Origin of the sequence: Algoriphagus sp. A40 (genome assembly GCF_002002735.1) — a bacterium.
Taxonomy (GTDB): Bacteria; Bacteroidota; Bacteroidia; order Cytophagales; family Cyclobacteriaceae; genus Algoriphagus.
On the sequence record NZ_MUNY01000050.1, the window covers coordinates 34,780 to 49,016 of the forward strand.

General features: G+C 41.8%; 11 protein-coding genes. All 11 read right to left on the minus strand.

Translation table 11 applies throughout. The features are described from left to right. The 11 genes from B0E43_RS30380 to B0E43_RS30430 all read right to left on the minus strand — a co-directional run bounded on the left by B0E43_RS30380 (position 1) and on the right by B0E43_RS30430 (position 14,205). Positions 1-699 carry a cytidylyltransferase domain-containing protein gene (locus tag B0E43_RS30380; protein ID WP_077349754.1) on the minus strand — a complete coding sequence of 233 codons (699 nt, stop codon included), beginning with the start codon at positions 697-699 and terminating at the stop codon, positions 1-3. A gap of 86 nt (positions 700-785) precedes the next feature. Beyond that, complete coding sequence (gene neuC, locus B0E43_RS30385) at positions 786-1,943, minus strand: UDP-N-acetylglucosamine 2-epimerase (RefSeq protein WP_077349756.1); 1,158 nt, start codon at positions 1,941-1,943, stop codon at positions 786-788. A 4-nt stretch (positions 1,944-1,947) separates the two neighbouring features. Continuing rightward, complete coding sequence (locus B0E43_RS30390) at positions 1,948-2,946, minus strand: N-acetylneuraminate synthase family protein (protein ID WP_077349758.1); 999 nt, start codon at positions 2,944-2,946, stop codon at positions 1,948-1,950. Between the two features lie 57 nt (positions 2,947-3,003). After that, on the minus strand, positions 3,004-4,017 hold the full coding sequence (locus tag B0E43_RS30395; RefSeq protein ID WP_168171939.1) for a glycosyltransferase family A protein: 1,014 nt from the start codon (positions 4,015-4,017) through the stop codon (positions 3,004-3,006). A 7-nt stretch (positions 4,018-4,024) separates the two neighbouring features. Beyond that, positions 4,025-4,714, minus strand: coding sequence for an FkbM family methyltransferase (locus tag B0E43_RS30400; RefSeq protein ID WP_077349762.1), 690 nt, complete (start codon positions 4,712-4,714; stop codon positions 4,025-4,027). A 75-nt stretch (positions 4,715-4,789) separates the two neighbouring features. Further along, positions 4,790-6,664 (minus strand): asparagine synthase (glutamine-hydrolyzing), encoded by a 1,875-nt coding sequence (asnB, locus tag B0E43_RS30405; RefSeq protein ID WP_077349764.1) that lies wholly within the window; start codon positions 6,662-6,664, stop codon positions 4,790-4,792. Positions 6,665-6,666: 2 nt separating this feature from the next. Further along, entirely contained in the window at positions 6,667-7,761 is a 1,095-nt protein-coding gene (locus B0E43_RS30410) for a glycosyltransferase family 4 protein (protein ID WP_077349766.1), read from the minus strand. Positions 7,762-7,770: 9 nt separating this feature from the next. Further along, the gene (locus B0E43_RS30415; RefSeq protein WP_077349768.1) at positions 7,771-9,564 is read right to left on the minus strand and encodes an ABC transporter ATP-binding protein; all 1,794 of its coding nucleotides are present in this window, start codon (positions 9,562-9,564) and stop codon (positions 7,771-7,773) included. 6 nt (positions 9,565-9,570) lie between these two features. Continuing rightward, complete coding sequence (locus B0E43_RS30420; RefSeq protein WP_077349770.1) at positions 9,571-11,955, minus strand: tyrosine-protein kinase; 2,385 nt, start codon at positions 11,953-11,955, stop codon at positions 9,571-9,573. Between the two features lie 9 nt (positions 11,956-11,964). Continuing rightward, a complete protein-coding gene (locus tag B0E43_RS30425; RefSeq protein ID WP_254423414.1) occupies positions 11,965-12,795 on the minus strand; it encodes a polysaccharide biosynthesis/export family protein in 831 nt (276 codons plus the stop codon). A gap of 105 nt (positions 12,796-12,900) precedes the next feature. Then, a complete protein-coding gene (locus tag B0E43_RS30430; protein WP_077349772.1) occupies positions 12,901-14,205 on the minus strand; it encodes a nucleotide sugar dehydrogenase in 1,305 nt (434 codons plus the stop codon). Positions 14,206-14,237 lie beyond the last annotated feature (32 nt).

Here is a 14,237-nt window from a genome sequence, read left to right on the forward strand (position 1 = left end):
TCAGAAATGAAGTTTTTTGACCAGTTCCTCCGCTTTTTCCCAATCTCTCATCGTATCCAGATTGACATATCTGGACTCATCACCCTCGATATAGGCCAATTTTTCACCATAAAGGGAATTTTGCCCGAACAGGACCTTTGTTTTGGTAATATAAATCGCCCCATCTCTGAAATAGGCGGGAGGCAAATCCTGTCTTCTGGGGATGATGGTTTTCTCTCCGGTGGCAATGGATAGAAGTCCCTCGGAATTTGGTTCAAAAATCCAATGGGGGTTGAATTCGTGAGGTACAGGAAGAACAGAAATCAATGCATCGGCATCGGCGGCTATGAATTTTTGGATAGCCTCATCTACCAATCCTTTTCTGCGAAAAGGGTTGGTCGCCTGCAACAAACAAACTGCATCATACTTCTCTCCCCTTTCCTCAAAAAATCGTAAGGCATGAATAATTACCGGCAAAGTTGGGGAAACATCCGAAGCCAAATCGGAAGGTCTCACAAATGGAGTTTCCAGGCCGATTTGATTGGCAACCCGAATAATTTCAGGGTCATCAGAGCTAAGGATAACCTTTGAGAGAAGAGTGGATTCCCTGGCAGAATCAAAAGTATAAGCCAAAAGGGGCTTGCCGGCCAGTGATTTTACGTTTTTACCAGGGATACCTTTGGAACCTCCCCGAGCAGGAATCAGACCTAGAATCTTCATTTCCTTTTCCAGTTATCTTTTTTCAGAAACTGATAGATCAGGCCAAACAAAGTCATTTCGGTCAAACAGTGGATTTGCTTTGCCTGTCAATAGGTGATGGTCTTGTGGAATTTCAAAGGAAGGGTTGCCAATAGATCTGCAATTTGATTTCCAGCATCACCACCTCCATAGACTCCTGATGAGGAAGGTTGGGGACGGGAATTATGGATTCCAATTGCTTCCATGATTTGATTTCTATCGTATCCTACATCTAACACATTTTCACCGCGATCCCTGGAATTCTGACGGCTTCCGATGTTGATCACCGGTACACCCAGGAATGCACATTCGCGGATTCCTACACTGCTGTTACCGATCAAACCCTTGCTGTTGATCAGTAATCTCAGAAAATCGTTAGGCTCCATGTTTTTGAAAAAGTGGAAGTTCTCCAGTGAATATTTCTCGCGAAATGCTCTGATCCCGGTACTTGTACCATCTGCTCCCGCATCTACATTCGGCCAAAACCAAAGAACCGGTTTATTCACCTCTTTGAGGGCAAACAAAGTCTCCTCAATTTGACTCCTTGAAGATTTAACTTCCGTGGTCACGGGATGCTGCATGACTACCCAATATCCCGAACTCAGGTCAGGGAAGGCACCCACTCCACCGTATTTTTGGTAAATGTCAAAATCAAATTCGGGGGAACTGGCTACTTCAGCAGCCAGATCAATGCTGGGGCAACCGGTGTTAAAGACCGAATCCGGGCTTTCTCCCAATCTGATCACCCTGTCGTAGGCACTTTGAGAGGCCACAAAGTGGTAATCTGAAAGCTTGGTAATAGAATGTCGGACTTTCTCATCGATGTTGCCTGTGACTTCACCGCCTTGGACGTGGGCCAAAGGAATATTCATAAAACTTGCCGAAATGGCTGTAGCCATGGTTTCAAAACGATCGGCCACTGTCACTACAATATCCGGAGCAAGATTATCAAACACGGTGGAAAGTTCCAGAATACCGATACCAGTGGTCTTCGCTGCGGCTGTCAGGTTTTCTCCTTCCAAAACATTGAACACTTTAGCAGCTATATCAAACCCATCCTTTTTGATGTAATTGACAGCAGAACCATATCTGTCCAAAAGGGCCGAAGCAGCTATCACGAGTTGAAGCTCCAGGGAAGGGTGATCCTGGATAGCCTTTAAGGCAGTTTTTATCCGTGAGTAGGAAGGCCTTGCTGTGATCACCACAGCGATTTTTCTTTTTTCCATAGCTTTATTCCAGCTCCAAATCTTCCCAGTTCAAGAATTCCCACTGGTTGAGATCTCTTTTCAGTCGTTTACCAAGTACCTGTTGAAAATCCTTGGCAGGAATGCCATATCCCTTTGGTTTCTTTGCTTCCAAATTGTCCACCGATAGGATCTCGCCCTTTTTCAGTGTTTGGTTGATCGCCAGGCTTTTTTCAAAAATCTGTTTTAATCCTTCAAAAGCTCCTATATCGCTTTTTACTATGGGGGAAGTCAGGGATTTTTGGATTTGGTGAATCCCATTTACCAATTCCTTGGTTTGGTCAATCGTGATACTCGCCAGCGTATCCGGTCCAAACTGTCTCTTGTCAAATACGACATGAAACTCAAAAATTTCCGCACCCAAAGCGGCTGCGGCAAGACAGGCGTGAATATTCCCGCTATGGTCTGAGAATCCTACCGGAATTCGGTACCTGGACTTTAGCTCCTGAATTACATTCAAACCCCATTGTTCGGGTTGGGTCGGATAAGCTGTGGTGCATTGCAAAATGCTCAATTCATTACCAAATCCCTGAAGGAAATGGATTGCCGCATCCAATTCTTCCCAACTACTCATCCCTGAACTCAGGACCACAGGCTTTCCTGTTTTGGCAATTTTGTCCAAAAGCAGAAAATTAGAGACCTCACCTGAGCCAATTTTATACCTTTTGACTCCAACCTCTTCCAGCCAATCCACCGCCAAATTGCTGAATGGAGAGGAAATAAATTCCAATCCTTTTTCGTCACAATGAGCTTTAAGGTCCTTCCATTGATTAATCGAAAATTCCATTCGCTTCCAATAATCCAATCTTGTGGCATCCTGTCTGGAAAATTTCACCCGAAAGGGTTCATGCACCGAGCTTTCGGCAGCTGAGATATGGGTTTGGAATTTGACTGCATCGACTCCCGTCTCTGCCAAGGCATCAATATAGGCATGCGCCGTGCCGAGACTTCCGTCGTGTGCTTGTGCGATTTCTGCGATGATCAAGTGCTCAGAAAGTTAAATCGAGAAACTGTTTATTGTGGCAAATATTTCAAAACAGAATTAGAGTACTCCGTCTTGTTCCGCGTGGATCTTTAGCTTGGGAGCAGGAGGTCGCGATTCATAAATTGATCTAAATACCCTACTGTAAAAGCGCTTTTCAAACAGAGTGATAGGACGCGCGTTCAATTGAGGCAATTGGATCATTTCTGGCTGCTTTGGATTTTTTGTCAGTTTACTAAAAACATCCAGATTTTTATCAGTGAGTTCGTTGCCCATGTGGTCAACCCAAGTGTCCAGGGTGCTCAGGCGCCAAAGGCCGCTGTCGTCGATCGGCATGTCAATCCATAAGTTTTCACTTTTGGAAGAAATCTTAATAAAACAAGGATGGAAGGGCATTTTAAAAATTGCCTCTCTTCTAATGGTCATCACCTGATGACCACTTCCCATCACAGCCTTGGAACTCCCTTTTTTTAATACCGGTAGAATCGTATCATAGCTTTCATCGAAATTCCAATTGTAACAAGAATAATTATCCTTGATCCCCTGAAATTCAACTGATTTTTCAAAAGCAAACTTTAACCTTCTCTGCACAACAGCTTTTTGGACTGAAGAAGAAAAGTAATACATATGACGGGAGATGGGGAATGGTGCAACTGAACCCGCATCCGGAAAATTCAGAAACACCTCTTCCACTGCTTCCTGCCAGCCATTTTTGAATAAAATATCACTGTCCGCAATTGTAATGAGGTCTTCTCTGCAGCTTCTGGCTATCCCCAGGATGGCATCCACTTTTCCTATGTTGGAGGATTGGGTCACCAATGTTTCTATTTTCCCCTGATCCAGAAGCTCTCTAAGCCAAGTTCTGACTTCGGTACAAGAACCATTATCCACAACGGTAATCGCAGACCGGGAATGCTGAGAAACCCTTGCTGATTCCAGACAAGTTTTATATACCTCAAGAATTTTCTGAAAATACCCGTTGAAATTGGGAATAAAGACAGGAATAATAATCCTGTGGTAAAAAACCTTGGGGACTATGGGATCTAATTTGGAGGGATTGATACCTACTCGCATAATTGCGTTAGATTTTAAAGTCTTTTCTACAAAAAATAAGGTTGCCAGAACCATTGGGATTCTGTACCAACTTTGCCAGCAACTTGTATTCCTTATCTTCCAGTAGTTTGGAAATTGGCGAACTCAAATCTTCAGTAAATGAAAGGTCTGTTTCAACCATTACTACTGAAGGTCTGAATTTCTCCCAGTTGTTGGACTGGAGAACTTCAAAATCCAAGCCTTCAACATCCACATCCATGAAATCTATGGAGCTTCCAAGGCCAAATTCCTCAACCAATTCCTCCAGGCTTGAAAGTGGAACCTCTATTTCCCGCTCAATTTTTGACACCAGGTTGTTTTTCTCCAAAAAACTGAAATCAAAGGTGTTCATGGAGGACAATTTTTGCGGAAGCATATAATACTTCAAAACACCTGAGGAAGAAGAGATGCCTCTATTAATAAACCTGTCCTTTGGCCTTACATTATCAAATTTTGACATCAAATCCGGATTGGGATCGATGACATATCCATTCCAACCTCTGAGATAGAAAAAGTAAGTATTGGAAAAGGTAATTGGCTCAAAACAACCAATATCGAGGTATCCTCCATTAAGTTTATTAAAAAGTTTGAATAATTGAATGTCCTCACCTGACTTTGAAAAAGATACCCGATAGCGGGAGTATATCCAAGTTCTAAGAAGGTCTTTTACCTTGCTCATAAATCCTTTTTACCTGTTGAAGTTTCGTTGTTATTTCCCAAGGGATTACTCCAAATCCTTAGAAGCGATGCGTATTTACCTTTTTCCAAACTTACCTTTCAAGTGAAACACTCTAAGCCAAATTTCCATGACCAGCACAGGGAAGAGAATTTTGGCATAACCGATAGAAGGCGAAGTACGATGCTTTTCCAAAATGGAGAGGATCCCCCTTTGATTAAAATTAAGGTAGGTCTCTGATAAGCCTTCCCGGAGATAATTCTCCAATAGCGCACCCCAACCTCCCTGAAGATATTCCCAATAAGGAATGGTGAAGCCCTTTTTAGGTGCATACCAGTCAGTACCGGAAAAATCTGATAAGAGGGATTTACTTAGTTCCTTATCGACGGAATTGGGCATCAGAGAACGGGTTGGCACTTTCATCAAAAAATCTACCAGCTCATGGTCCAGAAAAGGAGCTCTGACCTCTACTGAGGAGTGCATAGAGGAAGAATCCACCTTGAAAAGGAAATCACCAGGCAACCTGCCCTTGAAGTCCATGCCGAAGGATAGTTTTTCCGGATTTGACTCAAATAAAGGCTTCAATTCTTTCAATAGCTTTCTGGAATGTTTTTGTCTTTTTCCTTCCCGAAAAACCTGATCAAAAAAACCTCCAGTCAGGTTGTTCTTAGAATACAATCCCTCCCAGCCTGCCAGCTTCATCCGCTGGACATCATTTAGCCTGGAATTAAGCCTCGTCGCCAACTTGGGATTTTTGACGGTTAAACAGAAGTCCACAAGCTTTTCTCCCATAGGAATACCTTTGGAGTTCAGGTTCAGATACAGATTTGGCTTGTTGTAAGATCCAAAAATCTCATCTCCTCCGTCACCTGAGAGCATCACTCTGTACCGTGCTTTAACTTGCTCTGTCACCAAAAAACTTGGAATCAGTGAAGCATCAGCCAGAGGCTGAATATCTTTCAGGATGGTTTCCAATACCCCAATGGAATCCGTACTTACAGGAACAATTTCATGGTTGATATTTAGTTTCCTGGCCAATTGCTTGGCACCTTCGGTTTCGTCCGTGAGAAGTTCATTGGTACCGATCGTGACCGCTGAAATATCCGATTTGATATCATGTGCAATGGCCGTAATCAAAGCAGAATCCACGCCTGCGCTCAGGAAAGTGGCCAACGGGACATCCGAATTGAGCTCCCGCTCGACTGTCTTGTAGAGCAAATCTTTGGTGGCCTTTTTAAGGTCTGCAAAAGGGATTGGATCTTGGACTACGGTCGGGAAACTATAGTACTTCACCCACTTTTTATCACCGGAAGAGGTAATAGTGAGATGATGGGAAGGGGGAAATACGAAGACTTCTTTGTAAATGGTATGGTGCAAATGGATAAATCCGTTTTCCAAAATATCCACCACTGCGTCCGGATTGATTTCCAAAGGGGAGTCACGGAGTGTTCTTAGACCGTTTAATTCAGAAGCCCAATGAAATCGGTTTTCCATTTCCGTAAAAAAAATGGGTTTCTCCCCAAATCTGTCGCGAGCCATGAAAAAAAGGTCATTTCTCTCATCCCAAATACAAAAAGCAAACATTCCAACTAAGTGCTCACAGACAGACTCGCCATATTCAGCAAATCCAACCACCAATACTTCGGTATCCGAATCAGTAAAAAATTTATATCCCTTTGATTCAAGGGACTTTTTCAGTGTTTTGTAATTGTAGATTTCGCCATTGAAGATAATCCGCAATCCCAAGTCATCCCGGACAAATGGTTGATCTGCAGCCGTGGAAAGGTCTATGATTGATAGGCGATTATGCCCTAGAGCCACCCTCCCGCTCACCCAGATTCCTGTGGCATCAGGCCCTCTGTGATGTTGAAGGGAAAGAGTTTCCCCCAAAAGGCTTCGATCTTTTGAATTAAGATCAGATGTATAGGAAAGAATTCCTGAAATCCCGCACATATTTAACTCTCCAAGGCGTTAAGAAACTTGGTTTTCCAGGTATCATAAGTCTGCCAATCACTCAACCGTTCCTTTAATTCAATGAATGGAGTATTGTCTGATTTGATCTTGGATAAAACCAACTCATAGGACTCCAACCAAGACTCCAGAATGTTGGGATCATTGACAATAATAGCTCTTGATTCCCCGAACAAAACCTCTGGTATCCCACCAGCATCGGAGGCAAGGGCCCAATTTCCACATTTGATCGCTTCCACCAGAGAAAGTCCAAATCCTTCCTGCCAAAGCGAGGTGAAAAAATAAACATCTCCAATCTGCAAATAGGCTGGAAGTTGTTTATGGGAAAGTACCCCAACCTGGGTCCAATTGGGATGGTTAATTTCGGCGTCTTTTGTGTGCCCGATTGAAACAATTTTTACGTCAGGATATTTTTCAAGAATCTTGGACGCTACTTTCTTAAACAGATGTAGCCCTTTTACCCTCCTTGAATTGGCCATCCAAACCAAAACTGTATCGTGTTCCTCAAAACCAAGTGATTTTCTTAAGCTTGACTTTTCGCTGGGATTTAAAGGGTAAAAGAATTCATTTTCAACCCCGTTTCCGACAATAAACGCCTGCGGGGTAAACTGGGAATTAGAACTTAGTGTTTTCCTATAACCTTCTTTTGTCAAAAAAAGCACTTTATCAACCTTCTCGAGTATGGAGGGAGGAATAGAAAGCCAATGGCCATGGAAGGAAAAAACAATCTCAGAACCAATTGGGAGTTCTCCTTTTAAACTTGTGATCCCCTGCAGTAATGATACATCGTCCATTACCAAAATTTGAACAGGCACACCATTCTGGCTAATATTATTGCAAAAAGCCACATACTGAGATGCGGCTTTTGAATTGCGGCTGTTGGGATTCAGAAATCTATGCCAAATTTTGGGAGCTTGCTTTTCGCAAAACACATATTTTTCGTCAGCCTTTTGGGTAGGAGAAAGAACAAAATCGAAGTAGTCCAATTCCGATTGAAATCTATGTATTCTATACAACCAACTGCCCAAAACCTGTGGCGGCAGGCCAAATCCACTGATTAGAACTTTTATTCTCTCCATTTAAAATTATTAGAACTCCTGGAGTTCTACCATTCTTTTGAAGAGTGTATTTTGGTCAACCAGATGCTCGAATGAACCCTCTCCAGCTACAATTCCCTTATTCAAAACAAGGATTTTATCCGCTTTCTTCACGGTACTCAAGCGGTGAGCCACAATGATAATAGTGTATTTCCCTCTGAGGTTTTCGATGTTTTCCTGAATGGATCGTTCGGTCTCACTGTCCAGTGCTGAGGTAGCCTCATCCAAAATCAAGACATCAACTTCCTTATACAATTCCCTTGCGATGGAGATCCGTTGCTTTTGGCCTCCGCTGACCAGCATTCCGTTATCTCCGAGTTTAGTTCCTTCCTTTTCGGGCAGAGATTCAACGAAGTTTTCAATATTGGCCAGACGGATCGCCTCATGAAATCTTGCTTGATTTTCAGGAGTTTTTTCATCCCAAAAAGTAACATTATTGAAAATGTTGTCATTAAATATGACCGGCTCTTGAGTTATATATCCAAACCTCCTGCGGTAAGTCGCCTTATCAAAATAATCTCTTTCATTCCCATTGATAAGAATCTGACCGGATGTAGGCTCTAATAAACCTATAATCAGGTTAACCATGGTGGTCTTTCCACTTCCGGAACCACCCACCAAAGCAAGGGTTCGGAGGTTTTCGATCTTAATGTTGATCTGGTTTAAAACCGGGGTTTGAGGATTGTAGGCAAAGTTCAGGTTTGAAATTTCAATTTGTTCAATTTTTGGGATGCCTATCTTGCTTTCTGCAGGTTCCTTCATAACCTTGAAATCTTCCATCAACTCCATCGCAGCAACGACACCACCATAATGAGCAACAAAGCCCTGCCAACTGGTTTGCAAACTGATTACATAATTCAAAGCGCGGTAAAAAAACAGCAAACTCCCCAGAATAGTCGCCATTTGGCCACCCAGGTAATTGACTTGAATCAAAATCACGGCGACTACCACGATTAAAACGATAGGTTCGCGGGTAGCTCCCAAAAAGGAACTGTAAACTCCTATTTTCTTCTGCTGAGATTCGATAGAATCGATGATTCTTTTAAGTTTGAGCTTATATTTCGAAAAATAGTCAGTCGCTTTTAGATACTTAAAATTGTGGACTGCCTGAATCAGATAGGATTGAAATTCGTGGTTGTAGGCAGTCACACCCACAGATGCTTTCTCGGTAAATTTGAAGATTGCCTTGAAAATGAAATTGGACAAAAAGCCTCCAATGCTAACCAAAATTGCAAACTCAAAATTGGAAAGCATAGCCAAGCCAATATAAACCAGAAGCAATACCAAAAACTGAATGGTACTGAAGTAGGTAAGGAAGCTGTAAGTAACTTTAAAAACTTCTCCAGAAAGAGTGTTTTGCACCTTTCCTGCATCCAGTTTCACAAAGTTTTTATAACTCATTCCTCCGAGGCCATCTACCATTTCATAGCGGAGTTTTCGGACAAATTCCATTTGAAGTTTGGTCTTAAAAATCCCATCATAAAACTTCAAAACAGATTTGAGAAGAAAGAGAGCCACCATCACACCCAAAATTACATTTAGGTTGAGCCCAAGTCCCAAGGCCTCTATCCAGTCCAACAAAAAGTCTAAGTTTCCCAGGGAATCCCGGTTTTCCTGGGATATCCCATCAGCGGCAATTTGGAATACGGGAATGAACAATGCCAAGCCAAAACCGTCAAGCAATCCAACCAAAAGGCTGGACACGACTAGGAGAATAACTTTGTATCCCAGGTACTCATAAAAAAATGAGAAGTACCTGAAGTATTTTTGTAGGAAATTTTTCAAGAGATTTTAAATACGGAAGCGCTTTTTCTTTTTGATTTCTTCATCATAATACCCATAACCATAGCCATAGGTATATCCATATCCTCCGTAAGAAACTTTACTAGCGTCCAGTCCATTAAAAATCGCATAGATATTTTTCACTCCTTTTTGATCTTTCAGACCGTTGACTGCATCAATGAACCCTTTTTCAGAATAGTTTTGTCTGAACACAAAAAGAGTAAAATCAACCATCGTCAACAAATCGAGTGTCTCAGATACCAAGCCTACAGGCGGAGTATCCAAGATGACTACATCGTATTCACCTCTTAACAAGTTGAGAAGAACTTCAAAATTTGGTGAAAAGAGCAATTCAGAAGGATTTGGCGGTATCGGCCCTGAAAGAATTAAGTCCAGGTTTTCATATTGAGTCGACTTAACTATTTTTTTGAAATCATCCTCCTGACCGCTTAGATATGTGGATAGTCCGATGTCATTTTTCAATCCAAAGTCCTCAAAAATCTTCGGCTTACGCATATCGCAACCTATCAGAATAGTCTTTTTCCCGGTTAAAGAATATACAGAGGCGAGATTGATCGCACAGAAAGTCTTTCCCTCTCCAGAAATTGTCGAGGTAATCATGAAGGTAAGCTGCTTCTCCTTTGGAACCAGAAACTTGATGTTCGATCTTAAAGATCTGAAGCCTTCAGCAATTCCTGATTTTCCAGAGTCAAAAACCACCAAATTTTCTTTTCCCTTGTTTTGAAGGATAGTGGAAAGAACAGGGATTTTAAGTTTTCTTTCCAAGTATTTTGGTTCTTCAATTTTGGTCTGGAAAAATTCCCTTCCGAATACGGATAGTATGGGGATCAATAATCCGGCAAAAATTGCGGCGAGATAATTTTGACCTGGTTTAGGACTTACTTGCAGGGAACCAGCCTTTGCAAATTCAATTATTTTATTGGCGGGAGTGTTTGACGCTTTGGAGATTGCCGATTCTGCTCTTCTTTCGGAAAGGAAATTGTAAATGTTCTCATTTAAAGTTGCCTGTCTTTGAATTCTGATCAGGTTTTGTTCAGCCTGTGGAAGGGATCGAAATGAGGCTTCGATAAGTCCCTTTCTGTTTTCCAGATCTTCGATGGACATTTTGTTATTCAAATCCACATTATCCAAAATTTCGGAAATGGACCTGTTCAAATCCGACAATTTCTTATTGGCCTCTTTTACTTGGGGAGAAAGTTCTGTCTGGGTTGCCATCAGCCTAGATCTATCTACTTGCACTGCCAGAAGGTTTTCTATCAATCCATTCAAATACGGGTCTTCAATGCCCAAGCCAGAAGGAACTACAATTTCATTGTAATTTTCACGGACTAAGTAGTCTTTTAGAGATTGATAATATCGTCGCTTAAGGTTTTCATTGGCCAATTGAGTTTCTATTTCAGTCAGCTGATTGAATATGGTAGAACTTTCACTACTCAGATTAAAAGTCTGATTGGATGATCGGAAATCCTGGAGCTGGGTTTCAAAATATGTCAAGGAGTCAGAAACCCCCGCCACCTGAGAGTCAATAAAATTGATGGTCCTGTTGGCGATTTCGTTTTTCTCAAAAAGCTCAAGTTCCAGATAAGTCTCCATCAGGGCATTTAGGTAAGCTTCCCCTTTTGCCCTGTTTTGTACCATTAAGCTAAGATTCAAAATTGAGGAGTTTTTTTCTGCCAGTTCTATAATTAGTCCTACGGAATAAGTGTTAACCAAGTAATTTTGGTCCCTTAAGAGAAACATTGAAGTGCCTGACTCTTGGCCAGAGGTATTATTTACCTTGATTTTGAATTGAGGTGTTTCCACCCATTCTCCAAACTTAAAAGTTTTGGATTCTAAATTGCTGACAGTTCCGTAACTGCCATCGGGAAACAATTGGCTGTAACTTTCTTGGGGAAATTCGAGCTTAAATTCACCAATACTTTGCCAATGGACCTCAACCAATCCGTTCATCAATTGAGGAGCTTTCCAATCAACCTCCACCACGATAGGCGTTTGCTTAAAAAGTTCTTTGTTGATAAATGTTCCCTTTTCGTAATACTCAACCTGAAAATCAAGTTTGGAAAGCGTAGCCTGGGCAATAGGACGAGATCTTAAAATGATCATCTCGTTGGTCAATCCCATTCCTTGTTCCGGCCCTACACCAGGGTTTTCAAAGAATGACAAGGCCTGTTCGTTTTCCTTTATGAAGAACTTGGAAGAAACCCTATAAAATGGAGGGCTTGTTTGGGTAACATAAAATGCAATTCCCAGACAGATAGCTAAACTCAAAAGTATCCAAGGCCAAATCTTAATGATTTTGGGAAGGATTGCCTTAAAGTCAAAACTACTCTCTTCCTCGTGAAAAAGGTCTTTATCTTCCTGATCTAGACTCATAAAATTGGATTAATTGTTGTCTTGGACTAACGTTAGGATAAGAGCAATTGCAGTGATCGAAGTGGTCAACAAGGTGAGAGTTTCCACAAGTGTATTTCCGGCACCGATCTCCCTTACTTTCATTGGTTCTGCATAGATCATGTCGTTGGGCTTCAAAAAGAAATACTCAGACCCCAATAATTCTCTGTCCAAAAGGTTTATTTTATGGATTTGGGACCCGTCAGGGTATTGTCTTACCAGAAGAATTTCATCTCTTTTTGCCACCCGGCTCAGATCGCCTGCAAATGCAATTGCCTCAAAAATGGTGACTCTGTTTTGAAGGATGGTGTATTTTCCAGATCGGTTAAACTCGCCCAAAGCACTAAAGCGAATTCCGCCGAGTCTCACTCTTACAAAGAATTCATTCTGGTTTACATATTTAAGCACCTCTTTTTCTACCACCATTTTTGCCTGCTCGGTGGTCATGCCATCAAGTTTCAATTTTCCAATTAGTGGTATTTCTACCATCCCTTCGTCATCAATGGTATAGCCATTCATAAAAAAAGCATCACCTGCTCCCTGTCCCCCACTCATGGCGGCTTGATTCTGAGTATCATTAGATACTGCACCAAATACCAGATTTAGAGTGGCGTCAGTGGTTTTAATATTGATTTCTACAATATCATTGACTTGAAGGAGGTACTCCTCAGTGACATAGGGATACTTTTCACTTGTTTCAACCAGGGGTCCCGTAGATTCTTCCAACTGTTGCATGTAGATCAGCTTTTTATTGGAAACGCAGGAAAAAAGGCCAAAGGAAATTACCATTCCCAAGAAGCAGAACTTTAACAGTTTATTCATTAATGAAGAACTTTATTATTAATTAGGTGATAAAAACAAGATACCACGCCAAAAATAGAAATTAAAAGGAAAATTAACTGCTATTTATGACTCAGATAGGTTGACTTAGAGTCTGGAGTCCACTTTGGTTTTATCCAAAATTCCCTTGACATCAAAAACTACCTGTTTTGGTGATTTTTGGATTTGAAGTGTTTTAAATTGCTTGTGAGCCACTGCAAGGATTACCGCTGAGTAGGATTCTAAAGAAGGGGCTTGATCTCCTGATTTAATGTCAATCCCATATTCATGGCTTACTTCAGCGGGGTTGGCCCAAGGATCATACACATCCACATCCATATCGTAGGATTTCAATTCATTGTAAATATCAATCACCCGGGTATTTCTGACATCAGGACAATCTTCTTTGAATGTAAAGCCAAGGATCAAAACCTTGGAATCGATCACTTTCAGGTCTTTGCGCATCATGAGCTTAATCACTTCAGTGGCAACATGTTTGCCCATGCTGTCATTTAGCCGTCGTCCGGCAAGAATAATTTCCGGGTGGTAGCCAACTTCTTGGGCTTTTTGGGCTAGATAAAAGGGATCCACACCAATGCAATGTCCTCCTACCAATCCGGGCTTAAACTTGAGGAAGTTCCATTTGGTGCCGGCAGCTTCCAATACTTCATGCGTATCGATCCCTAGCAGGTTGAAGATTTTGGACAGTTCGTTGACAAACGCGATGTTGATATCACGCTGGGAATTTTCGATCACTTTGGCAGCTTCTGCCACCTTTATTGAAGAGGCTTTGTGAGTACCTGCGGTGATCACTTGGCGGTAAAGTTGGTCCACATATTCAGCTACTTCCGGAGTACTTCCTGAGGTAACTTTCAGAATTTTGGACACAGTATGCTCCTTATCTCCAGGGTTGATCCTTTCTGGGGAATACCCAGCAAAGAAGTCTTGGTTAAACTTCAGTCCGGAAACTTTCTCCAGTACCGGCACGCATTCATCCTCAGTCACACCGGGGTAAACAGTCGATTCATAAATGACCACATCGCCCTTTTTGAGGTATTTCCCAATATTCTCAGAGGCCTTGAGCATCGGGGTCAATACCGGTCGATTGTACTTATCAGTGGGCGTGGGAACAGTGACAATAAATATTTGACAATCGGAAAGGAAATCACTCTCAAAAGTGGGATAAAGTCCTTTTTCGCCATTTTCTGGGGCATTTACTGTTACTACCGACTGGAGGAGTTCATCTTCGATTTCCAGTGTGTGGTCTTTGCCTGAATGAAGGTCTGCAATTCTTTTCCTGTCAATATCAAAGCCAACAACCGGAAATTTCTTAGCAAATTCCACTGCCAGGGGAAGTCCAACATAGCCGAGTCCGATGATTGCAATTTTAGAATCCTGAATTGGTGTCAACATGACTAATTTTTAAATAATTGATTTCAAAAACA

Bases quoted from the DNA above. Each gene is read 5' to 3' on its own strand.
- B0E43_RS30380 (WP_077349754.1), bottom strand. From the start codon at position 699: ATGAAGATTCTAGGTCTGATTCCTGCTCGGGGAGGTTCCAAAGGTATC.
- neuC (WP_077349756.1), bottom strand. From the start codon at position 1,943: ATGGAAAAAAGAAAAATCGCTGTGGTGATCACAGCAAGGCCTTCCTAC.
- B0E43_RS30395 (WP_168171939.1), bottom strand. From the start codon at position 4,017: ATGCGAGTAGGTATCAATCCCTCCAAATTAGATCCCATAGTCCCCAAG.
- B0E43_RS30400 (WP_077349762.1), bottom strand. From the start codon at position 4,714: ATGAGCAAGGTAAAAGACCTTCTTAGAACTTGGATATACTCCCGCTAT.
- asnB (WP_077349764.1), bottom strand. From the start codon at position 6,664: ATGTGCGGGATTTCAGGAATTCTTTCCTATACATCTGATCTTAATTCA.
- B0E43_RS30410 (WP_077349766.1), bottom strand. From the start codon at position 7,761: ATGGAGAGAATAAAAGTTCTAATCAGTGGATTTGGCCTGCCGCCACAG.
- B0E43_RS30420 (WP_077349770.1), bottom strand. From the start codon at position 11,955: ATGAGTCTAGATCAGGAAGATAAAGACCTTTTTCACGAGGAAGAGAGT.
- B0E43_RS30425 (WP_254423414.1), bottom strand. From the start codon at position 12,795: ATGAATAAACTGTTAAAGTTCTGCTTCTTGGGAATGGTAATTTCCTTT.
- B0E43_RS30430 (WP_077349772.1), bottom strand. From the start codon at position 14,205: ATGTTGACACCAATTCAGGATTCTAAAATTGCAATCATCGGACTCGGC.